Annotated in this window: 26 protein-coding genes; 12 read left to right on the top strand and 14 right to left on the bottom strand. The window is 61.2% G+C overall.

From position 1 onward, the window contains the following. Positions 1-74: 74 nt before the first annotated feature. The 3 genes from HBR93_RS12520 to HBR93_RS12510 form a co-directional block, all read right to left on the bottom strand. Positions 75-959: an alpha/beta hydrolase gene (locus HBR93_RS12520; protein WP_115127580.1), complete on the bottom strand. Its 885-nt coding sequence runs from the start codon at positions 957-959 to the stop codon at positions 75-77. A gap of 295 nt (positions 960-1,254) precedes the next feature. Then, positions 1,255-1,947 (bottom strand): pseudouridine synthase, encoded by a 693-nt coding sequence (locus HBR93_RS12515; protein WP_120732098.1) that lies wholly within the window; start codon positions 1,945-1,947, stop codon positions 1,255-1,257. Continuing rightward, a complete protein-coding gene (locus HBR93_RS12510; RefSeq protein WP_057439751.1) occupies positions 1,947-2,159 on the bottom strand; it encodes a cysteine-rich CWC family protein in 213 nt (70 codons plus the stop codon). The genes HBR93_RS12515 and HBR93_RS12510 overlap by 1 nt, the downstream gene beginning before the upstream one ends. A 217-nt stretch (positions 2,160-2,376) precedes the next feature. Between HBR93_RS12510 and HBR93_RS12505 the strand changes: the two genes are divergently transcribed. Further along, entirely contained in the window at positions 2,377-2,736 is a 360-nt protein-coding gene (locus HBR93_RS12505) for a hypothetical protein (protein ID WP_169960412.1), read from the top strand. A 146-nt stretch (positions 2,737-2,882) separates the two neighbouring features. Continuing rightward, positions 2,883-3,311, top strand: coding sequence for a DUF3757 domain-containing protein (locus tag HBR93_RS12500; protein ID WP_169960411.1), 429 nt, complete (start codon positions 2,883-2,885; stop codon positions 3,309-3,311). A gap of 22 nt (positions 3,312-3,333) precedes the next feature. Here the strand turns inward: HBR93_RS12500 and HBR93_RS12495 are convergent, their stop codons facing one another. Further along, positions 3,334-4,446: an enoyl-CoA hydratase/isomerase family protein gene (locus tag HBR93_RS12495; protein ID WP_057439749.1), complete on the bottom strand. Its 1,113-nt coding sequence runs from the start codon at positions 4,444-4,446 to the stop codon at positions 3,334-3,336. Between the two features lie 131 nt (positions 4,447-4,577). Between HBR93_RS12495 and ung the strand changes: the two genes are divergently transcribed. Further along, positions 4,578-5,273, top strand: coding sequence for a uracil-DNA glycosylase (ung, locus tag HBR93_RS12490; RefSeq protein WP_162947784.1), 696 nt, complete (start codon positions 4,578-4,580; stop codon positions 5,271-5,273). 98 nt (positions 5,274-5,371) lie between these two features. Here ung and HBR93_RS12485 read toward each other — a convergent pair whose 3' ends face one another. From HBR93_RS12485 to HBR93_RS12465, 5 genes are read right to left on the bottom strand one after another with little or no spacing between them, the layout of a single operon-like run. Beyond that, entirely contained in the window at positions 5,372-6,409 is a 1,038-nt protein-coding gene (locus HBR93_RS12485; RefSeq protein WP_169960410.1) for an AbrB family transcriptional regulator, read from the bottom strand. After that, positions 6,402-7,916 carry a tripartite tricarboxylate transporter permease gene (locus tag HBR93_RS12480; RefSeq protein WP_057439746.1) on the bottom strand — a complete coding sequence of 505 codons (1,515 nt, stop codon included), beginning with the start codon at positions 7,914-7,916 and terminating at the stop codon, positions 6,402-6,404. The genes HBR93_RS12485 and HBR93_RS12480 overlap by 8 nt, the downstream gene beginning before the upstream one ends. 1 nt (position 7,917) lies before the next feature. Then, the gene (locus HBR93_RS12475) at positions 7,918-8,376 is read right to left on the bottom strand and encodes a tripartite tricarboxylate transporter TctB family protein (protein ID WP_115127583.1); all 459 of its coding nucleotides are present in this window, start codon (positions 8,374-8,376) and stop codon (positions 7,918-7,920) included. A gap of 60 nt (positions 8,377-8,436) precedes the next feature. Continuing rightward, positions 8,437-9,420: a tripartite tricarboxylate transporter substrate binding protein gene (locus tag HBR93_RS12470; protein ID WP_057439744.1), complete on the bottom strand. Its 984-nt coding sequence runs from the start codon at positions 9,418-9,420 to the stop codon at positions 8,437-8,439. 44 nt (positions 9,421-9,464) lie between these two features. Then, the gene (locus tag HBR93_RS12465) at positions 9,465-10,757 is read right to left on the bottom strand and encodes an OprD family porin (RefSeq protein ID WP_115127584.1); all 1,293 of its coding nucleotides are present in this window, start codon (positions 10,755-10,757) and stop codon (positions 9,465-9,467) included. A gap of 247 nt (positions 10,758-11,004) precedes the next feature. Between HBR93_RS12465 and HBR93_RS12460 the strand changes: the two genes are divergently transcribed. Both HBR93_RS12460 and HBR93_RS12455 read left to right on the top strand, forming a co-directional pair. Beyond that, a complete protein-coding gene (locus HBR93_RS12460; protein WP_057439742.1) occupies positions 11,005-11,676 on the top strand; it encodes a response regulator in 672 nt (223 codons plus the stop codon). Next, positions 11,669-13,054 carry a sensor histidine kinase gene (locus HBR93_RS12455; RefSeq protein ID WP_057439741.1) on the top strand — a complete coding sequence of 462 codons (1,386 nt, stop codon included), beginning with the start codon at positions 11,669-11,671 and terminating at the stop codon, positions 13,052-13,054. Before HBR93_RS12460 ends, HBR93_RS12455 begins: the two co-directional genes overlap by 8 nt. Positions 13,055-13,078: 24 nt before the next feature. Here HBR93_RS12455 and HBR93_RS12450 read toward each other — a convergent pair whose 3' ends face one another. Together HBR93_RS12450 and HBR93_RS12445 are read right to left on the bottom strand one after the other, a co-directional pair. Further along, complete coding sequence (locus HBR93_RS12450; RefSeq protein ID WP_115127585.1) at positions 13,079-13,900, bottom strand: HDOD domain-containing protein; 822 nt, start codon at positions 13,898-13,900, stop codon at positions 13,079-13,081. A gap of 36 nt (positions 13,901-13,936) precedes the next feature. Then, a complete protein-coding gene (locus HBR93_RS12445) occupies positions 13,937-14,878 on the bottom strand; it encodes a folate-binding protein YgfZ (RefSeq protein WP_169960409.1) in 942 nt (313 codons plus the stop codon). A gap of 137 nt (positions 14,879-15,015) precedes the next feature. Here HBR93_RS12445 and HBR93_RS12440 point away from each other — a divergent pair, with 137 nt between their 5' ends. After that, positions 15,016-15,270, top strand: coding sequence for a succinate dehydrogenase assembly factor 2 (locus HBR93_RS12440; RefSeq protein WP_017736358.1), 255 nt, complete (start codon positions 15,016-15,018; stop codon positions 15,268-15,270). Continuing rightward, positions 15,254-15,706 carry a hypothetical protein gene (locus tag HBR93_RS12435; protein ID WP_057958784.1) on the top strand — a complete coding sequence of 151 codons (453 nt, stop codon included), beginning with the start codon at positions 15,254-15,256 and terminating at the stop codon, positions 15,704-15,706. Before HBR93_RS12440 ends, HBR93_RS12435 begins: the two co-directional genes overlap by 17 nt. Here the strand turns inward: HBR93_RS12435 and nadB are convergent. Next, positions 15,675-17,291 carry an L-aspartate oxidase gene (gene nadB, locus HBR93_RS12430; RefSeq protein WP_057958785.1) on the bottom strand — a complete coding sequence of 539 codons (1,617 nt, stop codon included), beginning with the start codon at positions 17,289-17,291 and terminating at the stop codon, positions 15,675-15,677. The two genes, HBR93_RS12435 and nadB, sit on opposite strands and share 32 nt — an antisense overlap. A 468-nt stretch (positions 17,292-17,759) precedes the next feature. Here nadB and rpoE point away from each other — a divergent pair, with 468 nt between their 5' ends. The 4 genes from rpoE to HBR93_RS12410 all read left to right on the top strand — a co-directional run bounded on the left by rpoE (position 17,760) and on the right by HBR93_RS12410 (position 21,611). Then, complete coding sequence (gene rpoE, locus HBR93_RS12425; RefSeq protein WP_003172477.1) at positions 17,760-18,341, top strand: RNA polymerase sigma factor RpoE; 582 nt, start codon at positions 17,760-17,762, stop codon at positions 18,339-18,341. A gap of 32 nt (positions 18,342-18,373) precedes the next feature. Next, positions 18,374-18,961, top strand: coding sequence for an RseA family anti-sigma factor (locus HBR93_RS12420; protein WP_057958786.1), 588 nt, complete (start codon positions 18,374-18,376; stop codon positions 18,959-18,961). 16 nt (positions 18,962-18,977) lie between these two features. Continuing rightward, positions 18,978-19,934 carry a MucB/RseB C-terminal domain-containing protein gene (locus HBR93_RS12415; protein WP_057444333.1) on the top strand — a complete coding sequence of 319 codons (957 nt, stop codon included), beginning with the start codon at positions 18,978-18,980 and terminating at the stop codon, positions 19,932-19,934. A 240-nt stretch (positions 19,935-20,174) separates the two neighbouring features. Continuing rightward, complete coding sequence (locus HBR93_RS12410) at positions 20,175-21,611, top strand: DegQ family serine endoprotease (RefSeq protein ID WP_169960408.1); 1,437 nt, start codon at positions 20,175-20,177, stop codon at positions 21,609-21,611. Between the two features lie 73 nt (positions 21,612-21,684). Here the strand turns inward: HBR93_RS12410 and HBR93_RS12405 are convergent, their stop codons facing one another. Continuing rightward, a complete protein-coding gene (locus HBR93_RS12405) occupies positions 21,685-23,118 on the bottom strand; it encodes a M48 family metalloprotease (RefSeq protein WP_029299078.1) in 1,434 nt (477 codons plus the stop codon). 95 nt (positions 23,119-23,213) lie between these two features. On the opposite strand from HBR93_RS12405, the gene HBR93_RS12400 reads away from it, so the two are divergent. Next, positions 23,214-23,453: a sulfurtransferase TusA family protein gene (locus tag HBR93_RS12400; RefSeq protein ID WP_169960407.1), complete on the top strand. Its 240-nt coding sequence runs from the start codon at positions 23,214-23,216 to the stop codon at positions 23,451-23,453. A 115-nt stretch (positions 23,454-23,568) separates the two neighbouring features. On the opposite strand, the gene HBR93_RS12395 is transcribed toward HBR93_RS12400, so the two are convergent. Further along, positions 23,569-24,042 carry a peroxiredoxin gene (locus HBR93_RS12395; protein ID WP_057441332.1) on the bottom strand — a complete coding sequence of 158 codons (474 nt, stop codon included), beginning with the start codon at positions 24,040-24,042 and terminating at the stop codon, positions 23,569-23,571. Between the last annotated feature and the right edge of the window lie 5 nt (positions 24,043-24,047).

Below are 24,047 nucleotides of genomic sequence, written 5' to 3'. Positions count from 1 at the left end.
TTGCGAGCGTCAGCGGATGCTTTGAGCCCACCCCAGGCAGAAACGCTGCACCGTCCCTGCCCAGGGCCTTGCTTTCAAATCGCAAACGCATGCAGGGCCTGGCCCTGGTGATGCCGCAGTCGACTCACCGACTGTTCCGGTTTCAAAAAGCCCATCAATGCCTGCCGACTGTCATTGCACGCGGCCTTGTGCTCCATGTCCAGAAAGTGCCCGGTGGCCTGGATGGTGCCGAAGCTGCTGTTCGCTACATGTTGCCCAAACAGCCGGGCATCCTCGGCACTGGTGTATTCGTCCCACTCGCCATTCAAGAACAGAACCGGAATGTCGATCTGCCGTGCGGCCTTGAGGTAGCACTGGCGGTCGCTATTGAGCACCTGGCTGATGTGGTAGTGCATCTGCCCGTACTCGTGCTCGGCCAGGGTGCTGACGTGTCGATAGTTGAAGCGCTTGAACAGTGGCGGCAGGTGTTTGCCGATGGTGCTGTTGACCAGGTTGCCGACGCTGTGGCGGTCGAGGGTGCCGAGGTAGTCGACGCCACGTTCCAGATAGTCGCGCATCGGTGCGTTGATCACTGGGGAGAAGGAGCTGATCACGGCTTTCTCCACGCGCCGGGGACGCTGGGACAGGGCGACGAGCGTGGCGACACCGCCCCAGGAAAACGACAGCACATGCTCGGCGGCGAAGTGTTCGATGAGTTCCAGAAGGATCTGGCCCTCAATGTCCTTCGTCAGCATTTGCTCATGGCGGTTGTGGGCTTTGGAACGACCGGCGTAGGGCTGATCGTACAAAACCACATTGAATTGCGGATGCAGGCTTTTCACGGTCTGGGCGAACGACGCGGTGGTGGCCATGGAGCCGTTGACCAGGATGATGGTCTTTTGAGCAGCGTCCGCGCGATAGAACTCCGTGTAAACCCGATACTGACCCTGTATATCCAGCACAGCGATTTCTGGCCTCATGTCGTAAGACTCCTGGCAAGCGGGTGATGCGCGCAGATCACTCTGCACGAGCTTTGTGACAGGTAGGCATACGCCTGGAAGGGAGGCCCATGTCGGTCCGATGAGGCTGGCCGACGGCTGTTGTTATGGCGGGCAACTTGTCTGGGCCCCTACGTCAAGCGGTACGGGCCGGCAATGTGTTTCTTGGAGGTCGGGTGACTCACCAGTCAGATTGCGGCTGGCGGTTTGATTTAAGCAGGAGGCGGGCCAGGTCGCACGTTTGACCCTGGGCTTTTGCCGATCACCGGCTGAACGGTCATATCTGGCGGATTTCAGCTTCTGTCAGCGGCCGATATTGGCCGGGGGCGAGTTGTTCATCCAGCACTAGCGGGCCCATGCGTTCGCGATGCAGGCGCGTCACCTTGTTGTCGAAGTGCCCGAACATGCGCTTGACCTGGTGATAACGCCCTTCAATGATGCTCAGGCGCGCGCTTTTGGGGCTCAACACTTGCAGGTCGGCCGGTTGGGTGGTCAGGTCTTCGAAGGCGAAGTACAGGCCGGCACTGAACGTTGCGGCGTACTGCGGGCCAATCGCCTGTTCGGTCTCCACGTAGTAGACCTTGGGCAGCTTGGTCCTGGGCTGGGTCAGGCGCCGGGACCACTGGCCATCATTGGTGATCAGCAGCAGGCCGGTGGTGTTGAAGTCCAGGCGGCCGGCGATATGCAGGTCGCCCTTGTCCGGCTCATCCAGCAGGTCGAGGACGGTGGGGTGTTGGGGGTCGACGGTGGCACTGACGCAGCCTGGCGGCTTGTGCAGCATGAAGTAGCGCGCGGGTTTCCCCACCTGCAGGATCTCGCCATCACATTCCACGCGGCTGAACTCGCGCACTTCATGGTGGGGGTCGGCAACCGGCAGCCCATCGACTTGAATCCGTCGCTCCGCCAGCAGTAAGCGCACTTGCTGGCGATTGAAGCGGGGCAGGTTACTGAGGAATCGGTCGATACGCATTACCGGGGCTCGGCTGCGCGCAGTTGTGCGTCGACCTGGGCACAGCGCGGGCACAGGCAGGCCTTGTTGCGCAGCTCCATCGGCAGGGCTTCGAGCACCTTGGGATCGATGGTGACGCTGTAGCACCAGCAGGCACGGTCAGCGGTGCGCGGGTCGGCCAGGGTGCAATCGTTGCGAGCGCCGCAGGCCGGGCAAAGTGTGGGAGTGTTCATCGGTCGGTTCAGGTGTCATGGCGTCGAGGTTCCGGCGAAACCGGTGTATTTGGCACGATACAGACCTGGGCGGTTTATTGCGCCATAGATGTATCAATCTATGTCCAAGTCGCACCAGATTTGCTTTTTGCGGTCTGATCTCTTGTCATTCAGTGAAAGCTGTCTGTCGCCCCCCAGCGTCGCTGGTGTGTGCTCTTCCGCGGTCCAGGAGGCCGCCATGTATCGTCGATTGCTCATCACAGCTGTGCTCGGTTTGACCCTTTCTGCTTGCGTGCCCTATTACGATGGAGGCTCCAGCTACTATCGATCCGAAGTCTATACCGCACCCGCGCCGGTCTATTACTACGGCGGCGGTCCGTCATACCAGTACCGGCGCGGCTATTACGCACCGCCACCACGCTATTACCCGGCGCCGCGTTATTACCAGCCGGCGCCCCGTTACTATCAGGCCGGGCCAAGGGTGGGCTACCGTCCCTATCCCAGTCAGGGATGGGGGGATCATCGGGGCTACAACGGCCATGGTCGCGGCGATGGACGTGGCGGTGATCATGGCCGGGGACGTGGCGGGCATCGGTAGTCAGACTTTTCTTTGAAACGGCGCGAAACGCGCCGTTTTTTTTGTGGGCGACCGTCTGTCTGGGCTGTCATATTTAACAGCTATCTTAAGTGTTCTTCTAGGACTTTACTGGGTGGCAAGACCTCAGTAGCTCAACGGAATGACACATGATCAGCCGGGCACTTATTCTTTTTTTACTCGGTTTTTTTTCCTTCGCTCACGCCAGCGCAGAATTCAGCTGCCCCTATCCCTCGTCGATCAAGCGCAAGGCGGGCCATTTCCAAAGTGACAATGGCCACTGGAGGAGCCCTGCAGGCGGGGCCGACAGTTTTTTGGAAAGATTTGTCGGGGCGGTTTTTATTCCGGCCAATGACCAGGAGCGCAAACAAGGCTACTTGGAGTATTGCAGCTACAAGGCGGCCAACAACCAGTGGGTCAACCTCAGGTTCCAGGCGCCCGAGCCCCTGTCCGGCATGTCGCTGACCGACTCCACCCATTGGATGCCGGCCCGCGGGCCGTTTGACCAGGAAATTTTTGTGTGCACGGACAGCCAGCCCGACAACTGTTCGTTCACCCTAGATCGCCCAAAATACTAGCCCGTCGCTTGACTTGCGTCTGTCATAAATCAGACAGGTCTGCCAGCGGATGGCGGCCTTCCCAGGCCTTGTGAAAGTGCGCCTCGACCACCGCCTCGGGAATGCGCTTGATATCTGGCCAGTGCCAGTGTGGCTGCTGATCCTTGTCGATCAGGCGAGCGCGTACCCCTTCGCTGAACTCCGGATGCCGACAGCAGTTGAGGCTCAAGGTGTATTCCATCTGGAACACCTGCGACAGAGAAAGGTGCCGCGCCCGTCGGATCTGCTCCCAGACCAGGTGCGCGGTCAGCGGGCAGCCCTCGCTCAAGGTCTTGCCGGCCCGGCTGAACAGCGGGTCGGCATGCTCGCGCAGTTGGCTCAAGGCGCGCCAGGCGCAGTGCACATCACCCACATCCAACCATGCGTCGATCTGCTGGCGGCGCGGCAGCCACTGTGGTTCGGGCTGCTGGCTGGCGGCCTCCTGGGCCAGGGCCTTGAACAGGCTGTTGAGCTGCATCGCCGTCTGTTCCTGCCAGTTCAGCTGTAACAGGCCCTCAAGCATTTCGTCCTGTTGCTCATCCAGCAGGAAGCGGTCGGCCAAGCCCAGGTCCAGGGCGTCGCGCCCGTTCATATGGGCGCCGGTGAGGCCCAGGAACAGGCCGAGCTTGCCGGGCAGGCGCGAGAGGAACCAACTGGCGCCGACATCCGGGTACAGGCCGATGCTGATTTCCGGCATGGCCAGCCGGCTGCTCGGGGTGACGATGCGGATGGCGGCGCTTTGCAGCAAGCCCATGCCACCGCCCAGAACATAGCCATGGCCCCAGCAAATCAGGGGCTTGGGGTAGGTGTGCAGGTGGTAGTCCAGACGATATTCGGCAGCAAAAAACTGCGCGGCCAGGGCGGGTACTTCGCCCGGGTGCTCGCGGCAGGCCTGGGCCAGGCTGCGCACTTCACCGCCGGCGCAAAACGCCTTGGCGCCGTTGCCGCGCAGCAGCACGCAGACGATTTGCGGGTCTTTGGCCCAACTCGCCAGGCGCTCGCCCAGGGCCAGGATCATCGGCAGGGAGAGGGCATTGAGGGACTTTTCTGCGTCCAGGCTGGCGATGCCGATACGGGCGCCGTCTGTGCCAGTGAGCTCTTCGAAGTGCAGATTCATCATGACCTCAATCGGTAAATTGAACGTTGAGTATGATCCCTTCGTGGGAAAGTGCCGGTTGCGCGTCAGATCAATTGACAAGTGGGGTGGGCTTTCCTAGGGTTCGCCCATTCTTTTTACATGATGCTTTTCTGATGACTGTCGACGACCGTATCAAACTTGAACCGAGCTGGAAACACGCCCTGCGTGAGGAATTCGAGCAGCCGTACATGAGCCAATTGCGCGAGTTCCTGCGCCAGGAGCATGCGGCGGGCAAGGAAATCTACCCGCCGGGCCCGTTGATCTTCAACGCGCTCAACTCCACGCCGCTGGACAAGGTCAAGGTGGTGATCCTCGGTCAGGACCCGTATCACGGCCCGGGCCAGGCCCACGGCCTGTGCTTCTCGGTGCAACCGGGCGTGCCGGCGCCGCCATCCCTGGTCAATATCTATAAAGAGCTCAAGCGCGACCTCAATATCGACATCCCCAGCCACGGCTGCCTGCAAAGCTGGGCCGACCAGGGTGTGTTGATGCTCAATACCACCATGACCGTGGAGCGCGCCAATGCCAACGCCCATGCGGGCAAGGGCTGGCAGTTCTTCACCGACCGGGTGATCGAGATTGTCAGCGAGCATCAGCCGCACCTGGTGTTCCTGCTGTGGGGCGCCCATGCCCAGGGCAAGCAAAAGCTGATCGACGCGACCAAGCATCTGGTGCTGACCTCGGTGCATCCGTCGCCGTTGTCGGCGTATCGCGGGTTTTTGGGCTGCGGGCATTTCAGCCGGACGAATAAGTTTCTTGAGCAGAATGGCGAGACGCCGATCGAGTGGCGGTTGCCGCCGCTCTGAAGGTCAGCACAAGGTAGAAGCTGCCTGCGATGACTGACAGTCTGCCGATATCTCTGTTGGCAGACACACCGCAATCGCAGGCAAGCCAGCGCCTATATTTAAATGGTGTCCGGCTGGCGGCTCCAATGGCGGAATAACGGCTCCGCCAGGAACAGCACAAACAACAGCCGCATCACCTGCATCGCCGTTACCAACGGCACCGACAGTTGCAGGGTCTCTGCCGTCAAACTCATCTCGGCAATCCCACCGGGCATCATCCCCAGCGTCAGCGAGCGCAGATCCAACTGCGTCAATGCACTCAAACCCATCGCCGCAAAGGTCGCGATCAGCATGCTCAGCAGTGTGCCAACCACCGTGCGGCCCATGAACGACGGTGCCCGTCGGAAGAACTGCCGGTTGAAGTGGCAACCCAGGCCACTGCCGATCAACCATTGGCCGATCTGGCTGCCACCTTCGGGCAGGCCGATGTGCAAATCCCAGGTGATACTGGCGACGGCACTGACCAGTAACGGCCCGAACAACCAGGGGTTGGGTTGGCGCAAGCGTTGCCAGCCCCAGGCCACCAGCGCGCCAATGGGAAACAGCAGGGCCAGCCAGGCCCAATCCACAGGCGCCGGGTGAAACTGTGGTGCGCCGCCGCCCAGTAAATACTTGAAGATTGCCGGCACACACAGCACCACCAGCAACACCCGTAGACTCTGGCCAGCCGCCACGCGACTGAGCACCGCGCCATTGCGTGCGCCCAGGTTGACCATTTCCCCGGAACCGCCCGGCATGCTTGAGAAAAACGCAGTGGCGCGACCTTCACCGCTGCGGCGCATCAACCACACGCCGACAATGCTCGACAGGCTGGTGACCAGTGCGCCGAAGAAGATCAGGCCAAAGTGGCTCATCACCTGTTCGATCACCACCGGGGTGAAGTGCAGGCCGATACCAATGCCCACCACCCACTGCCCGCATTTGCGCCCGCCGGGAATCTCGCCCAACTGCCAGGGCGTCAGGCAGCGCACCAGGATGATCGCCAGCAACGAGCCGACCATATACGGCAAAGGCCAGCCGACCAGGCTGGCCAGGTAACCGCCGGCCAGGCCGACCAGCGGTGTTCCCCACCATTGTCTAAGGGTGACCTCAGACATCGGCTACGGCACGACGCTGCAACGCGCGCTTGCGCCAGATACGCAGCAATGGCACGAGCAGCATGATGGCGGTCAGTACCCAGACGCCCAAAGTGATCGGGCTCGACCACAGAATTTCCAGCGTGCCATTGGAAATCGACAACGCACGCCGCAGGTTCTGCTCCATCAGGCCGCCGAGGATAAAGCCCAGCAGCAGTGGCGACAGTGGGAAGTCCAGCTTGCGCAGGATGTAGCCGAAGATGCCGATGGCGATCATCAGGAACAGATCGAAGGTGGTGGCGTGTACGGCATAGACGCCAATCGCGGTGATGATCGCGATCACCGGCACCAGTGCCCAGTTCGGCACGGCAAGGATGCGGGTGAAGATGCGGATCATCGGGATGTTGAGGACCACCAGCATGATGTTGGCGATAAACAACGAAGCGATCAGGCCCCAGACAATGTCCGGTTGCTGTTGGAACAGCAGCGGGCCAGGTGTGATGTTGTACAGCGACAGGGCGCCGATCATCACCGCCGTGGTGCCCGAGCCCGGAACGCCGAGGGTCAGCATTGGCACCATGGCACCGCAGACTGATGCGCCGATGGCGGTTTCCGGGGCGGCCAGGCCGCGCATGTCGCCTTGGCCGAACTTGCCGCTGGCGCCCGCGATACGTTTTTCGGTCATGTAGGCCACGGCCGAGGCCATGGTTGCGCCAGCACCTGGCAATACGCCGATGATGAAGCCCGATACACCGCAGCGCAGGTTCACGGTCAACACCGACAAGGCTTCCTTGACGTTGAACATCATGCGCCCGGTGGCCTTCACTGCCTCCTGGCCACGGTGGGTTTTTTCCAGGAGCAGGAGGATCTCACTGATGGAGAACAGACCCAGGACCAGGACCACGAACTGGATACCATCGGTCAGATGGATGTTGTCACCGGTAAATCGGTATACACCGCTATTGGCATCGATGCCGACGCAGGCAAGGAACAGGCCGATCAACGCCGAGACAAAGGTCTTCAGCGGCTTGTCACCGGCCATGCCGCCCAGGCAGACAATCGCAAACACCATCAGTACGAAATATTCCGCAGGTCCGAAGGCAATCGCCCATTTGGCCAGCAGCGGGGCGAACAGCACCATGCCGCAGGTGGCGATAAACGCACCGATGAACGAGCTCCAGGCTGAGAGCGACAGCGCCACCCCGGCCATGCCTTTGCGGGCCATTGGGTAGCCGTCGAGGGTGGTCATCACGGTGGAGGCTTCGCCCGGGATGTTCAGCAGGATCGAGCTGATCCGGCCGCCGTATTCGCAGCCCAGGTACACGGCTGCCAACAGGATCAGTGCCGACTCGGGCGGCAGGCCCAAGGCAAATGCGATGGGGATCAACAACGCCACGCCGTTGATCGGGCCCAGGCCCGGCAACAGGCCGACGACGGTGCCGATCAGGGTGCCGCACAGTGCGGTCACCAGGTTATAGGGGCTCAGCGCGACGCCGAAACCCTGGCCCAAATAGCCAAAAGTATCCATATCAGTTCTCCAGAACGTCGAGCAGACCGAGGGGCAGCGGTACGTCCATGGCTTTATCGAAGAGCAGATAAAGACCGACGCTCATCAAGGTGATGATCACCACGCCGGGCAACCAGCGCCCTCCATACAGCCGTGCCATCGGAATACCAATCAGCATGCTGCTGAGAATGAAACCCAGAGATTCGAAAGTGCCGGCAAACACCAGCAGCAAGCTCACGCAGATCCCGATCTTAATCAGGGTCGGGCGGTCCAGCGGCGGTTCATCGTCAGTGTGTTTGGTCGGCTGCGGACGAATCAGCATGTAGGTCAGAGCCAGGCCCATCAGCCCGAGCAACAGCAGTGGGAAGGCCCGAGGCCCTACTGGCTCGTAGGAAAAGGCCGCCTGATAGGGCCAGGCCATCAGCGCCAGGCCGATACACACCAGTAACAGCACTGCGGCGAATATGCGTTGTAAGAGCATGTAGAACTCCTGGGCCACGCCCCCGGTTCAAAAGGGCGTGGCCGCGCGACAGAGGGGCGATTACTGGATCAGGCCGAACTCTTTGGCCAGCACTTTGTAGTCAGCCACCTGTTTCTTCACGTAGGTGTCCAGTTCCGGGCCGGTCAGGGCGAACGGGAACAGTTCGCGCTGGTCACGCAGCTTGGCGAACTCTTCGGAGGCCAGCAGCTTGTCGAACGCAGCCTTCCACCAGGCGTAGTCTTCATCGCTGACTTTTGGCCCGAGGTAGAAGCCCCGTACCACTGGCCAGACGATGTCGTAGCCTTGTTCTTTGGCGGTCGGAATATTCTTCATTTCCGGCTCGTCCAGGCGCTCTTCGGAGAACACTGCCAGCAGGCGCATATCGCCGCTGAGGATGTGTGGCATGGAGTCGGAGATATCGGTACTGCCTACCTGGATGTGACCACCGAGCAGGGCAGTGGCGATTTCACCGCCGCCTTCGAGGGCCACGTAACGCAGGTCACGCGGGTTGATCCCGGCAGCCTTGGCGATCAGTGCGGTCTGCATCCAGTCCTGGCTGCCGACGGTGCCGCCGGAACCAATCACCACTTTGCTCGGATCTTTCTTCAGGGCCTGTACCAGATCGTCGAGGCTCTTGTAGGGCGAATCGGCTTTCACCGCAATCGCACCATAGCTGGTGCCGACGGCGGCCAGCCATTTCACTGCGCTTTCATCAAATCGACCGAATTTGCCTTGGGCCAGGTTCAACAGCGAACCGCTGGACCAGGCCACCAGCGTGCCGGCATCGGCAGGGCGCTGTGCCACCACGGCGTTGTAGGCCACCGCACCCACGCCGCCGGGCATGTAGGTCACGCGCATCGGTTTGCTCAGCAGTTTTTCGTTGATCAGCGCGCTTTGCACCAGCTTGCAGGTCAGGTCAAAACCACCGCCGGGGGAGGCCGGTGCGATGCATTCCGGGCGCTTGGGTTCTTCGGCAGCCAGCAGTTGGCCGGCAAACAGCATGCAGCCGGCGGCCAGGGCAAATTTACGCAGGGATGAGGACATGGGGAACTCCGTCATTGTTGTTATTGGGGATATGACTTGCAGGGTTACCACAGCGCGACGCTGTAACTGACCAGCACGCGCACTTCGTCTGCGTCCCGTGCCGAATAGTTGGAGCGGTAAGTGGCGTTACGCAGGCGTACGGCCACATCCTTGAGGGTGCCGCTTTGCACCACGTATTTGATCTCGGTGTTGCGTTCCCACTCTTTGCCGGTGTCGCCGTTCTTGAGTTGGATATTGTCACCGGACAGGTAGCGGCTCATGAAGCTCAGGCCGGGGATCCCCAGCTTGGCGAAGTCGTAGTCGTAGCGAGCCTGCCAGGAGCGTTCTTCGGCGCCGGCAAAGTCGTTGATCTGCACAAAGTTGACCAGGTACGGGTCGCTGCCATCCACATACGGGAACGCGCTATCGCCGGACATGTGCTGGTAGCCGGCGCTCAGTTTATGGCCGTTGAGGGCGTAGCTGAAAAGGCCGTTGAGGGATTTGTTATCAATGCTGCCGCCGCGCGCGCTGCCGGTGTCATCACTGATGGCCAGGCGCAGGTCGGTACCGAAAGTGCCGGGGCCCATCGGAGTGGAGGCGACCACACCGAGGAAGTGCTGGCGGTACACGTCGTCCAGTTGGGCGAAGTGATAGCTGCCGGTGACCTTCTCGGCAAACTTGTAGTCCACGCCACCAAAGTTGAAGTGCTTGCCGGTGGCTCCGCCGACGAAGCGGCCGTTCTTGTTGTTGAGGGCGATGTCCTCGTAGTTGCTGTCGTCGCGGTCCTTGGCCTTGTCCAGGCGGCCGCCGGTGAACGTCAGGTGCTTGAACTCCTTGGAGGTCAGCAGGCCGCCGTTGAACGTCTGCGGCAGGATGCGTCCGTCGTTGGCCTTGAGGATTGGCAACTCAGGAATCAGCGAGCCGATTTTCAGCTCGGTAGCCGAGATTTTCACTTTGCCGGTCAGCCCCAGTTTTGAGTACTCGTCAGCGGCGCGCCCATCATCGTGGGTGGGCAGCAGGCCGCTGCCGGTGCGGTCCGGGCTGGAGTCGAGCTTGACCCCGAGCATGCCCAGCGCATCCACGCCAAAACCGACGGTACCGTCGGTGTAGCCCGATTGCAGGTTGAGCATGAAGCCCTGGGCCCATTCGTCGCGTTTGGATTGCTGGGCGCTGGTACCGTCGCGAAAGTCGCGGTTGAAGTACATGTTGCGGGTTTCCAGGGTCGCGCTACTGTCTTCGAAGAAGGCAGCCTGGCTAAGCGGCGAAAAACCGGCAAGGGCAGCGGCACTGGCGAGGGCGGTCTGGGTCAGGCGGGAAAAACGAACAGGCGGGCAAGCCTGGGGCTGTGTCGACAGCATCGTAGAGCACTCCGTTTATTGTTCTTATAGGGCGAAAACGCTTCGAGGCGTTTTTCGGGCGCTATGGGTGAAATAGCTCGGAAGGTGTAACCGTCCGTTTCTGGATGCTAATGGGCGAACCTTTCACTAACCTTTCAACGGTCTTTCAATGTTTTCGGGCTTCACAGCACAGGCGGCGGCTGTAAACTGCGCCGCGAGTCGGTAAACAGAGGGCGGCATCGGCTGCCCCTTAACGAGGTACAAATCCATGCGTGTCCTGCTCGTCGAAGACCATTTGCAGCTCGCCGAAAGTGTCGCCCAGGCGCTCAAGAGCACGGGCTTGACGGTGGATGTGCTGCACGATGGCGTGGCTGCGGACCTGGCCTTGAGCAGCGAGGAATACGCGGCAGTGATTCTCGACGTGGGCCTGCCGCGCATGGATGGTTTCGAGGTATTGGCACGCTTGCGGGCCCGTGGGAAAAATCTTCCGGTGCTGATGCTCACTGCCCGCAGTGATGTAAAGGATCGGGTGCATGGCCTTAACCTGGGCGCCGATGACTACCTGGCCAAGCCCTTTGAGCTGACCGAGCTGGAGGCCAGGGTCAAGGCGCTGTTGCGCCGCAGCGTGCTGGGTGGCGAGCGGCAGCAGACCTGTGGCGTGCTGGTGTATGACGTGGAAACCCGGCGCTTCACCCTCGGCGGTGAACTGCTGACCCTGACCTCTCGCGAGCAGGCGGTGCTCGAGGCGCTGATCGCCCGTCCCGGCCGGGTCATGAGCAAGGAGCAATTGGCGTCCCAGGTGTTTGGCCTGGATGAGGAGGCCAGCCCCGACGCCATCGAAATCTATGTGCACCGCTTGCGCAAGAAACTCGATGGCCAGCCGGTCGCCATCGTCACCTTCCGTGGCCTTGGCTACCTGCTGGAAGCCCGCGATGCGTAAGCACAGCAGCCTGCGTTGGCGCCTGCTGTGGAACCTGGCGCTGCTGTTGGTGGTGCTGATGCTGGCCAGCGGCCTGAGCGCCTACTGGAACGGTCGTGAGGCCGCAGACACTGCCTACGACCGCACCCTGCTGGCCTCGGCGCGGACCATCGCCGCCGGGCTGTCCCAGCGTGACGGCACCCTGAGTGCCGATGTGCCCTACGTGGCGCTGGACACTTTCGCCTATGACAGTGCCGGGCGGATTTACTACCAGGTCAATGATATTCACCAGAAGCTGATTTCCGGTTACGAACACCTGCCAGGCCCGCCGCCCGGGACGCCACGCACCGACGATTACCCGGCCCTGGCGCGGTTCTATAACGCCAAGTACCAGGGGCAGAATGTGCGGGTGGTGAGCCTGCTCAAGGCGGTGTCGGAGCCGAACATGAATGGCATGGCAGAAATCCGCGTCGCAGAAACCGACGAAGCCCGGGTCAGCATGGCCCGCAGCCTGATGGCCGATACCCTGCTGCGCCTGGGCATGCTGGGCGTCGGGGCCCTGCTGCTGGTGTGGTTTACCGTGAGTGCGGCGCTGCGCCCGCTGGAGCGTTTGCGCACGGCGGTAGAGGAGCGCCAGCCGGATGATCTGCGGCCGCTGCCGCTGGTTGAAGTGCAGCACGAACTCGGGCCGCTGGTGCGGGCGTTGAACCACTTCACCGAACGCCTGCGCGGGCAGTTCGAGCGCCAGGCACAGTTTATTGCCGACGCGTCCCACGAATTACGCACCCCGCTGGCCGCGCTCAAAGCCCGCCTGGAGCTGGGGCTGCGTGCCGAGGAGCCGGCGATCTGGCGCAGCACCCTGGAAACGGCGGCGCAAGGCACGGATCGCTTGACCCACCTGGCCAACCAGTTGCTGTCCCTGGCACGCATCGAAAACGGGGCGCGGGCGATTGCAGAAGGCGGCGCGCAATTGCTCGACCTCAGCCAATTGGCCCGTGAGTTGGGTATGGCCATGGCGCCTCTGGCACATGCCCGTGGGGTGGCGCTGGCGTTGGAGGCGGATGAGCCGGTGTGGCTGCGGGGCGAGCCGACCTTGTTGAACGAGCTGCTGAGCAACCTGGTGGATAACGCCCTGGCCCACACGCCGTCAGGTGGCAATGTGATCTTGCGGGTGACGGCGCCGGCAGTGCTGGAAGTGGAGGATGATGGCCCTGGGATTCCGCAGGACGAACGGGATCGGGTGTTCGAGCGATTCTATCGACGTAACCAGCAGGGCGCGGGTTCGGGCCTGGGGTTGGCGATTGTCGGGGAGATCTGCCGCGCACACCTGGCCCAGATCAGCCTGCATGATGGCGAGCTGAAAGGGCTTAAGGTGCGGGTGAGTTTTATCGCTGGGTAGGGCCGTGCTTGCCACACCGACCGGTCAATAGAACATTGAGCGCGCTTCGTCCAGCTCGGTGCGCACCGCCTCGTTGAGCGGGTCGATGCGCAGCTTCCTGAATGCCGGCAAGCTCGACAGCGCAGCGTTGGCCAGCGGGTGATCGGTATTCTTGTGGCAGTACAGCACCGCCACTTGCACCAGGTCGACGTAGTCCAGGCTCGCCGAATCGCGCTCGAGGTCCTGGTAGTGTGCGGGCACATTTACCAGCATTTCCGGGAAGTCCCAGCCCCTCAGCAGCTTGTCCCCCAGCAGCGGGTGGATGCTGTCAATCACATGGTTGAGGCTGACCGGGTCGGAGAGCAGTTCATAGTGATCTTCGGCGTAGGTCAGGATCGGCAGCACACCGATCTGGTGCACCAGCCCGCCAAGTGCCGCCTGGTCCGGCTTGAGCTGGCTGTGGTTGCGGCACAAGGCGTAGCAGACGCCTGCGACTTCCAGGCTGCGGCGCCAGACGTCACGCATCTTCTGTTCGACGACTTCTGAGCGGGCATGGAAGATTTGCTCCATCACCAGACCAATCGACAGGTTGCTGCTGTAGTTGGTGCCCAGGCGCGTGATGGCGGTGTGCAGGTCGGTGACCTCCTGGGTGGCGCGCAACAGTGGGCTGTTGACGACCTTGATCAGCCGCGCCGTCAGGGCGGTATCGCGGCTGATGACTTTGCTCAAATGACTGATGCTGACTTCGGGGTCTTCGGCGGCCTGACGAATTTTCAGGGCCACTTCCGGTAACGTGGGCAGAACCAGGTCATCGTTACCGATGGCCATCACCAACGCCTGTTGGACTTTTTCCGCCAGTTTATTCATTCATGCTCTCTAGGGTGCTGCAAAAGGGTACGGCGATTAGCGCTGGATCTCGCGATCACGGTCCAGTTGGTAAGGCAGGTCAAGTAACTTGAGGCCTGGGCCTTCCAGCGTGCCTAAATGCACGTTGCCACTGTCGGCTGCTTCGGCTTGCAGCACCGCCAGAAGTTCAATCCCTTCGTCGGCCCGGGCGGCGATGACTACCTCACCGATGGCGCTGTTATGGCTGGGGGCAAACAGTGGCGTGCCGGGCTCGGGCAGCGCATGGCTGTCGAGGCTCAGGCGATACAGGCGGCGCTTGAGTTTGCCCAGGTATTGCATGCGGGCGACGATTTCCTGGCCGGTGTAGCAGCCTTTCTTGAAGCTTACGCCGCCGACCGCTTGCAGGTTGAGCATCTGCGGGATGAACAGCTCGCGGGTCTGGGCCATGACCTGGCCGATGCCGGCACGAACCTGCCCCAGCAGCCAGGCATTGAGATCGCCTTCGGCAAGTGTGGCGGCCAGTTGGCTGCGCAGGGGCTCGGCTTGCGCGGCGGGCGCCCAGAGTTCGGCGCGGCCCGGGGAGACGCGAATGGCCAGCAGTTCTTCATGGCGCGCCACACTGTCGGTCTCGGCCGGCAAATCCAGGCCCAGGCTGGCGAGGGCCTGATCGGCATTCACCAGACCGAAGCGGGCCCAGGTAGCACTTTCGTCCGTCAGCTTGGACTTGGAAAACACAGCGTATTTCTTCAGGTCCGCCAGTTGCGGTTCCAGCAGTTCGCTGGCCATGGCCAGCAGTACACCGTCACCTTGCAGCACGATCCGGAAGCTCGACTGCATGCGCCCCTTTTGGGTGCAGCGCGCGCCGAGGCTGGCGTGGGTGTCGTCGAGGTAATTGAGGTTGCAGGTCAGTTGCCCCTGGAGGAACTTGGCCGCGTCAGCGCCGCGAACGGCCAGGACACCTTCGTGGGACAGGGAGCAGAAGAAAGCAGAGTCAGCCATGGGTCATCGCAGTTGGAGAGTCATGAGTGCATCATAGAGGGGCGCCCGGCAAATGGGTAGTTTCATAAGCCCGACCAAAGCCGACTGTTCCGAGGGGCGTGGGCCTGTATACTTGCGCCCTATTTGAGGAGCGCTCCATGGTCGAAGATGTAGAAATCAATCGCCTGTACTGGCACAGCCGTCGCGGCATGCTGGAGTTGGATGTGTTGTTGGTGCCGTTCACCAAAGAGGTGTACGCGACCCTCGATAAGGTAGACCGCGACCTCTACGTCAGGTTGCTGACCTGCGAAGACCAGGACATGTTCGGCTGGTTCATGGAACGTGCCGAATCAGAAGATCCGGAGCTGCAGCGCATGGTCCGGATGATCCTGGATCGTGTCCAGCCCAAGTAATAGCTTCGAATGCCGCTGGCAGGCCTGCGGGCTGTTGCTGGCGGCGTATCTCCTCGCACAGGTGCTTGCACTGGGTGCGCTGTGTCTGCTGGCTATACCTTTTTCGATCGCGGCACTGGGTGTGCTCGCGTGCCTGGGCCACGCCCTGTGGACGCTGCCACGCCATATTCGCTTGACCCACCGTTCGTCGGTTCGTGGCCTGCGGCGCAATGCTGACGGCTGGCAACTGTGGAGCGTAGCTCGGGGTTGGCATGCGGTGCAGTTGCGTCCCGACAGCCTGGCGTTGCCGCTGATCGTGGTGCTGCGCTACCGACTGCCGGGAGACTGGCGAGTACGCTCGGTGTGCGTACCGCGCGGTTCGCAGGCCGCCGATGTGCATCGGCGCCTGCGCGTGCGCTTGAAGTTCAGTCGCCGTAGGTGGTTGGCACCAGGATAGTGTCGAGGGCTTCTGGCAGCATCTCGGGATAATCCAGCGTGTAGTGCAGCCCCCGGCTTTCCTTGCGCGCCATGGCCGAGCGGATCATCAGTTCGGCGACCTGGGCCAGGTTGCGCAACTCGATCAGGTCGCGGCTGACCTTGTAGTTACTGTAGAACTCGTCGATTTCATCCAGCAACAACCGCACCCTATGCTGCGCCCGCGCCAAGCGCTTGTTGGTGCGCACGATCCCCACGTAGTCCCACATAAAGCGCCGCAGCTCGTCCCAGTTGTGGGCGATGATCACGTCTTCGTCCGAGTCGGTGACCTGGCTCGCATCCCAGCGGGGCAGGGCGGCCGGCACCGGGATGCGTGGCAGTTGTTCGAGGATATCGGCGGCGGCGGAACGGGCGTAGACGAAGCATTCGAGCAACGAGTTGCTGGCCATGCGGTTGGCGCCGTGCAGGCCGGTGAAACTGGTCTCGCCAATCGCGTACAGGCCGGGGACATCGGTGCGGCCTTGCTGGTCGACCATCACGCCGCCGCAGGTGTAGTGCGCCGCCGGCACCACCGGGATCGGCCCTTGGGTGATATCAATATTGAAGGTCAGGCAACGCTCGTAGACCGTCGGGAAATGGGTCTTGATGAAGTCGGCGGGCTTGTGGCTGATGTCCAGGTAGACGCAGTCGATTCCCAGGCGCTTCATCTCGTGGTCGATGGCGCGAGCCACGATGTCCCGTGGCGCCAGTTCGGCCCGTGGGTCAAAGCGCTGCATGAAGCGTTCGCCATTGGGCAGTTTGAGGTGCGCACCTTCCCCCCTGAGGGCTTCGGTGATGAGGAAGCTCTTGGCCTGGGGGTGATACAGGCAGGTGGGGTGGAACTGGTTGAATTCCAGGTTCGCCACCCGGCAGCCCGAGCGCCAGGCCATGGCGATGCCATCCCCGCAGGCGCCATCGGGGTTGCTGGTGTAGAGGTAGACTTTGGCGGCGCCACCTGAGGCCAGGATGGTGAAGCGCGCACCGTAGGTATCCACTTCGCCGCTGGCGCGGTTGAGCACGTAGGCGCCGAGGCAGCGTTCACCCGCCAGGCCCAGGCGTTTCTCGGTGATCAGGTCGACGGCGACTCGTTGCTCAAGCAGTTCGATATTCGGCCGCTGCCGGGCCTGGGCGAGCAGGGTCTTGAAGATTGCGGCGCCAGTGGCGTCGGCGGCATGGATGATGCGCCGGTGGCTGTGGCCGCCTTCACGGGTCAGGTGAAACTCGAAACCGCCGTCGTCACTGCCGGCATGCTCATCGCGTGTAAAGGGTACGCCCTGGTCGATCAGCCACTGAATGGCTTCGCGACTGTGCTCGACGGTGAAGCGCACCGCGTCTTCATTGCACAGGCCGCCGCCGGCGTTGAGGGTGTCTTCAACGTGGGATTGCACCGTGTCGGTGTCATCCAGCACGGCGGCAACCCCGCCCTGGGCCCAGAACGTCGAACCGTTAGCCAGGTCGCCCTTGCTCAGGACGGCTATGCGCAGATGGCTCGGCAGAGTCAGAGCAAGGCTCAGGCCTGCGGCGCCGCTACCAATCACCAGGACATCGTGTTGAAACTGTTGGCTCATTTATGGGATTCCGCAAAAAGCGATCCGTAGGGGTGGCGCAAACAGGACGCCTGGATCGGCGAATCAAAGGGTCACACGGCCCACTAGTATATAGAGGGGGGGATCGGCACAATAGCCGGGCATTCGTGGCATTGTGAGACTACGGTGAACGAACTGCACGGTTTGATGAGGCGGTCCGGCGTCGAGGTGGGAACTTTTGTATCCACTCCGACTCCATAACAGGATGCCCGAAAGCTGGGAAAACGTTGGTTTTACTGATTGGCCTGGAGCATGGGAGCGTCAGAAAACCGGCGACAAGATTATTCACGCAGCCGGCTATGCCCGCGCTGCGTTTTTCGTGTGTGCCAAAACAGAGCCCACCGGAAACTTGCTTGAAGGGGGAGAACTTTTGCGAAAAGTCCTAGTCTATGTTTGCAAGCCTGATCGTTTAGTTATGCAAGCCTCCTTCAAGTACAACGAGGAGTGTTCATGCTAACCCAGGAAGAGGATCAGCAGCTGGTCGAGCGCGTTCAGCGCGGTGACAAGCGTGCATTTGATCTGCTAGTGCTGAAATACCAGCACAAAATTCTCGGGTTGATCGTGCGGTTTGTGCACGACACCCATGAAGCGCAGGACGTTGCACAGGAAGCCTTTATCAAGGCCTACCGTGCACTCGGTAATTTTCGCGGTGACAGTGCGTTCTACACGTGGCTGTACCGCATCGCCATCAACACGGCGAAGAACTATCTGGTGTCTCGCGGACGCCGCCCACCCGATAGTGATGTGAGTTCGGAAGATGCAGAATTTTACGATGGTGATCACGGCCTCAAGGATCTCGAGTCGCCGGAGCGTGCATTGCTGCGCGACGAGATCGAAGGCACTGTCCATCGCACTATTCAGCAACTGCCAGAAGATTTGCGTACGGCATTAACTTTACGTGAATTCGATGGTCTGAGTTACGAGGACATTGCGAGCGTCATGCAATGTCCGGTGGGGACCGTACGCTCCCGGATTTTCCGGGCTCGGGAAGCCATTGATAAAGCCTTGCAACCGTTGTTGCAGGAAAACTAAAGACAGCGGCGACAGCCAAGAGAGGAACCGCCATGAGTCGTGATGCCCTGCAGGAATCGCTGTCCGCAGTGATGGATAACGAAGCGGATGAACTGGAACTTCGTCGAGTGCTCAATGCATTTGATGATGCCGAAACCCGTGATACCTGGTCTCGTTACCAAGTCGCTCGGGCGGTGATGCACAAAGATCTGTTAATCCCTCGTCTGGATATTGCTGCGGCCGTTTCTGCTGCGCTGGCCGATGAAGCCGTTCCGGCAAAAGCTGCTCGTGGTCCTTGGCGTAGCCTGGGTCGCCTGGCAGTCGCTGCCTCGGTGACGGTGGCCGTACTGGCTGGTGTGCGCCTGTACAACCAGGACGAGATCGCCGGTGCCGAACTGGCCCAGCAAACCCAGCAGCCGGTCATGGCCGGTCCGCAGGTCAAGGGTCCAGCTGTTCTGGCTGGCTACAAGGAAAGCTCCGACGCAACGGGTCCGATGGCCAATGGCGTGCTTCAAGGGCAATCCGGCTGGCAGGATCAGCGTCTGCCAGGCTATCTGCGCCAGCACGCTCAGGAATCGGCTGTAAAAGGCACTGAAAGCGCGCTGCCATACGCTCGCGCTGCAAGCCTGGAAAACCGCTAAACCGTTAAGGAGCCTTATGCGTGCCATACCGCTCCTTGCGCTTTTGCTCAGTGGCTGGTTTACAGTTCCCGCCCATGCCGATGAAGCCCAAGACTGGCTGAAGCGTCTTGGGCGGGCAGAGCAGCAGCAAAGCTACCAAGGTACATTTATCTACGAGCGTAACGGTAGTTTCTCTACCCATGACATCTGGCATCTAGTCCAAAATGGTCAGGTCCGCGAACGGATATTGCAGCTCGATGGATCAGCTCAGGAAGTCGTACGTGTCGATGGGCACACTCAATGTGTCAGCGGCAGCCTGGTAGCGGGTCTTGGTAACTCCCCGGGCGGTTCCGCCCATGTGCTTGATCCGCAAAAACTCAATTCTTTTTACACGCTTGCCACCATTGGCGAATCCCGTGTGGCTGGTCGTAAAGCTGTGATCGTCTCGTTGACGCCGCGCGACCAGCACCGCTACGGCTTTGAGATGCATCTGGATCGTGAAACCGCGCTGCCGCTCAAATCATTGTTGATCAATGACAAGGGGCAGTTGCTGGAGCGTTTCCAGTTCACTCAATTGAGTACCAAAGCCCCGGATGAAAGCGCTTTGCAACCCGGCAGGGACTGCAAGCCATTGTCGGTCGCCAGCAGCAAGGCCGAGGACGTGGTCGCCCCCCAGGCTTGGCATCCGAGCTGGCTGCCGCCTGGCTTCCAGTTGGCCCGTAGCGCTTCGCGTAAGGACTCCCGGACCCATGTGGTGGTAAACAGCTTGATGTACGAGGATGGGTTGGCGCGTTTTTCGGTGTTCCTGGAGCCCGTCAGTGGCGAGGCTGCGACGGAGAGCCGGGTGCAACTGGGGCCAACGGTTGCCGTATCGCGCCGCATGAATACCCCTCAAGGCGAGATCATGGTGACGGTGGTCGGGGAGATCCCCCTCGGCACCGCCGAACGGATCGCGCTGTCGGTGCGCAGTGGCACGGCGCCCGAAAAACCGTGAGCTGTTAATCCTATGCTCATCCAGATTGTTCACAGTAATGCGGGAAGTGCCTGCCCTGCTGCACAGAACATGAAATGTCTGGAGAGTATTTTCACTTGCAAAATTTCCTTATGTTTTTTATAGGTCAGAACTTCTCGGTTCTGGCCTTGTGTTGTTCACGCAATGTTGACGTCGGTAGTAGTAGTCTCCGGCGTTTAAAGAACCTTGTCGCCCAACCCTGCTCGTCGTAACGGGAGCTGTATGTCGATACCACGTTTGAAGTCTTACCTTTCCATAGTCGCCACGGTGCTGGTGCTGGGTCAGGCCGTTACCGCGCAAGCGGCGGAACTGCCTGACTTCACCCAGTTGGTAGAGCAAGCCTCGCCTGCCGTGGTGAACATCAGTACCACGCAGAAGCTGCCGGAGCGTAAAGTCTCGAACCAGCAGATGCCTGACCTTGAAGGCCTGCCGCCGATGCTGCGGGAGTTCTTCGAGCGCGGTATACCTCAGCCGCGTTCACCCCGTGGCGGCGGTGGCGGTCAACGTGAAGCCCAGTCCCTGGGGTCGGGTTTTATCATTTCGCCTGATGGCTACATCCTCACCAATAACCATGTGATCGCCGACGCCGACGAAATCCTCGTGCGCCTGGCAGATCGCAGTGAGCTCAAGGCCAAGCTGGTCGGCACCGATCCACGCTCCGACGTGGCTTTGCTGAAGATCGAAGGCAAGGACCTGCCCGTGCTGAAACTGGGTAAGTCCCAGGATCTGAAAGCCGGGCAATGGGTGGTGGCCATCGGTTCGCCGTTTGGCTTTGACCACACCGTGACCCAGGGCATCGTCAGTGCCATTGGTCGTAGCCTGCCGAACGAGAACTACGTGCCGTTCATCCAGACCGACGTGCCGATCAACCCGGGTAACTCCGGTGGCCCGCTGTTCAACCTGGCGGGCGAAGTGGTGGGGATCAACTCGCAGATCTACACCCGTTCCGGCGGTTTCATGGGCGTCTCCTTCGCCATCCCGATTGATGTGGCCATGGATGTTTCCAACCAGCTCAAAGCCGGTGGCAAGGTCAGCCGTGGCTGGTTGGGCGTAGTGATCCAGGAAGTGAATAAAGACCTGGCCGAGTCCTTTGGCCTGGACAAACCTGCTGGCGCCCTGGTCGCGCAGATTCAGGACGACGGCCCGGCGGCCAAAGGCGGCTTGCAGGTTGGCGATGTGATCCTGACCATGAACGGCCAGCCGATTGTCATGTCGGCCGACCTGCCGCACCTGGTCGGCGCACTCAAGGCTGGCAGCAAGGCCAAGCTGGAAGTGATCCGCGAAGGCAAGCGCCAGAACGTCGAGCTGACCGTGGGCGCGATCCCTGAAGAAGGCCAGGAGCTTGGCGCGCTGGGCGGTAAATCGGGTGCCGAGCGCAGCAGCAATCGCCTGGGCATCGCCGTGGTCGAGTTGACTGACGAGCAGAAGAAGAGCTTCGACCTCAAGAGTGGCGTGGTGATCAAGGAGGTCCAGGACGGCCCGGCCGCCCTGATCGGCCTGCAACCGGGTGATGTGATCACCCACTTGAACAACCAGGCGATCAACTCCACCAAGGAATTCACCGACATCGCCAAGGCGCTGCCGAAGAATCGCTCGGTGTCGATGCGCGTCCTGCGTCAAGGGCGTGCCAGCTTTATCACCTTCAAGCTGGCCGAGTAATCCGCTAGCCGTAGGTCAATAAAAAGCCCCGCTCTCGATAGTCGAGAGCGGGGCTTTTTTGTGGGCGCTGGATTTAGCTCATCATGCCTTTGACGATGCGTTCCTGTTCGATCAACTCACGCTGGCGCGCATCAATGCGTGACGACAGCGGGAAGTTGCTGCCGGCCCGGCGCTTGGCAAAGTCCAATTGCTGGATGGCCTGCTGGAAGTCGCCGACCAGCGCGAAGTACTCGGCGCGGGCTTGATGCAGGCCAATGATATTGCCGGACAGGCCGCGGGTCTCGGCCACCTGGTACCACACGTCCGGATCGTCGGAGCGCGACTTGAGCAGGCCTTCCAGGGCTTTTTCCGCGTCGGCGGTGCGGTTCTGCTTGAGCAGCAGGTCCACGCGCACCTGGTTCAGCGGGTAGTTGCTGGGGTACTGGGCCAGCATGCGGTCGGTGCGTTGCTGCGCATCGGGCATGCGATTGTTGGTGATATCCAGCTCAATCTGCGCCAGGTTGTAGGTGATGTCGTTGGGCGCCTTGGCCAGCAAAGGCTTGAGGGTCTCGCGCGCCTCGTTGAGCTGGGTGCCCTTGATCTGGGCGATGGCCAATCCATAACGTGCTACATCGCTTTTCGGGTTCTCATCCAGTTGCGCACGGAAGCGTTTGGCGGCCAGCCCGGGCGTGTCTTCGTAATACAGCTGAACTCGGGCGCGAATCAGTTGATAGCGCAGGCTGTCTTCGGTGCCGCCGGTCTTGGCCTGTTCGGCGCGGTTGCGCGTATCGGCGATCCGCGATTCGGTGACCGGGTGCGTCAGCAGGAATTCCGGAGGTTTGGCATCGAAGCGGTACTGGCGCATCAAGCGTTCGAACATGGTCGGCATCGAGCGCGGGTCGTAACCGGCCTTGACCATGTTGAGGATGCCGATGCGGTCGGCCTCTTGTTCATTCTGCCGCGAGAAGCGCCGCTGCTCCTGAATCGCTGCAGCCTGGCTGCCGGCAATCGCGGCAATCCCGGCGTCACCGGCACCGGCGGCGGCCGCGATAATCCCGCCGAGCAGCGCGGCCATCATCGGGATCTGCATCCGTTGTTGGGCTTCCACGCCACGGGCGAAGTGGCGCTGGGACAAGTGCGCCAATTCGTGGGCCATCACCGAGGCGTATTCGCCTTCGGTCTGGGCATTGAGAAACAGGCCGCCGTTGACCCCGACAATCCCACCCGGCGCGGCAAACGCGTTGAGTTGCGGGCTGTTGATCAGGATGAACTCCAGGCGCCGGTCATTGACCTGGCTGGTCTCCACCAGCTTGTAGACGCTGGTCTCGACGTAATCCTTGAGCTGCGGGTCATTGAGGACCGAGACCTGGCCGCGCAGGAACGCCAGCCATGCCCGGCCCAGTTGGTGTTCCTGTTGTGGCGAGACAATGGCAGAACTGGCGTCGCCAAGTGACGGCAGGTCGTCGGCGAAGCCTGGAGAGGCAAGCAGGCAAGCCAGCGTCAGCAGGGTAGGGCGCAAAAAAGTCATGCACAAAGCCTTTCGACAAAGACCTTACTGTAGCCGGACACTGAGCCTGGGACCAGATATTCTAAGCATCCCCTGATGCCATCCGGAGCAAAACCATGACCGCTGCTGTAAACCACGACGCTGAGCTCGATGCCAGTGGCCTCAATTGCCCGTTGCCACTGCTCAAGGCCAAGATGGAGCTCAATCGGCTGGCCAGTGGTGCGGTGCTCAAGGTGATTGCCACGGATGCCGGGTCGCAGCGGGACTTCCGCACGTTTGCCAAGCTGGCGGGGCATGTGCTGTTGCACGAAGAGGCCGATAACGGCGTCTATCGCTACTGGTTGCGCAAGTCCTGAACCTGCGGGGAGGGGGCGGATCCGGCCCCCACACTGGCCGGGTTGTCTTGCCTGGCACCGATCCAATGTGGGAGCTGGCTTGCCTGCGATAGCTATCTAACTGCCACTCGCCGCATCAAGCCTTGTGCAGTGCCTGTGCCGCGGCCAACACCGCCTCCACATGCCCCGGCACTTTCACGCCGCGCCATTCCTGGCGCAGCACGCCTTCCTTGTCGATCAGGAAGGTGCTGCGATCAACGCCCAGGTATTCCTTGCCGTATAGCTTCTTCAGCTTGATCACATCAAACAGCTGGCAAACCGCCTCATCCTTGTCGCTGATCAGCTCGAAGGGGAAGGCTTGCTTGGCCTTGAAGTTTTCATGGGACTTCACGCTGTCCCGGGACACCCCAAACACCTCGGTGTTGGCAGCCTGGAAGGCAGCATGCTGGTCGCGGAACCCCTGGCCTTCAGTGGTGCAGCCCGGGGTGCTGTCCTTCGGGTAGAAATACAGGACCACTTGCTTGCCCTTGAGCCCGGCGAGGCTGAACGTCTGCCCGCTGGTCGCCTGGGCTTCGAAATCGGCCACTGGTGTGTCGATGACTACCGCCATGAAAA

The sequence above is a fragment of the Pseudomonas sp. WS 5411 genome (assembly GCF_012985595.1).
Taxonomy (GTDB): Bacteria; Pseudomonadota; Gammaproteobacteria; order Pseudomonadales; family Pseudomonadaceae; genus Aquipseudomonas; species Aquipseudomonas shahriarae.
This window is presented reverse-complemented; position numbering and strand designations above follow the sequence as displayed.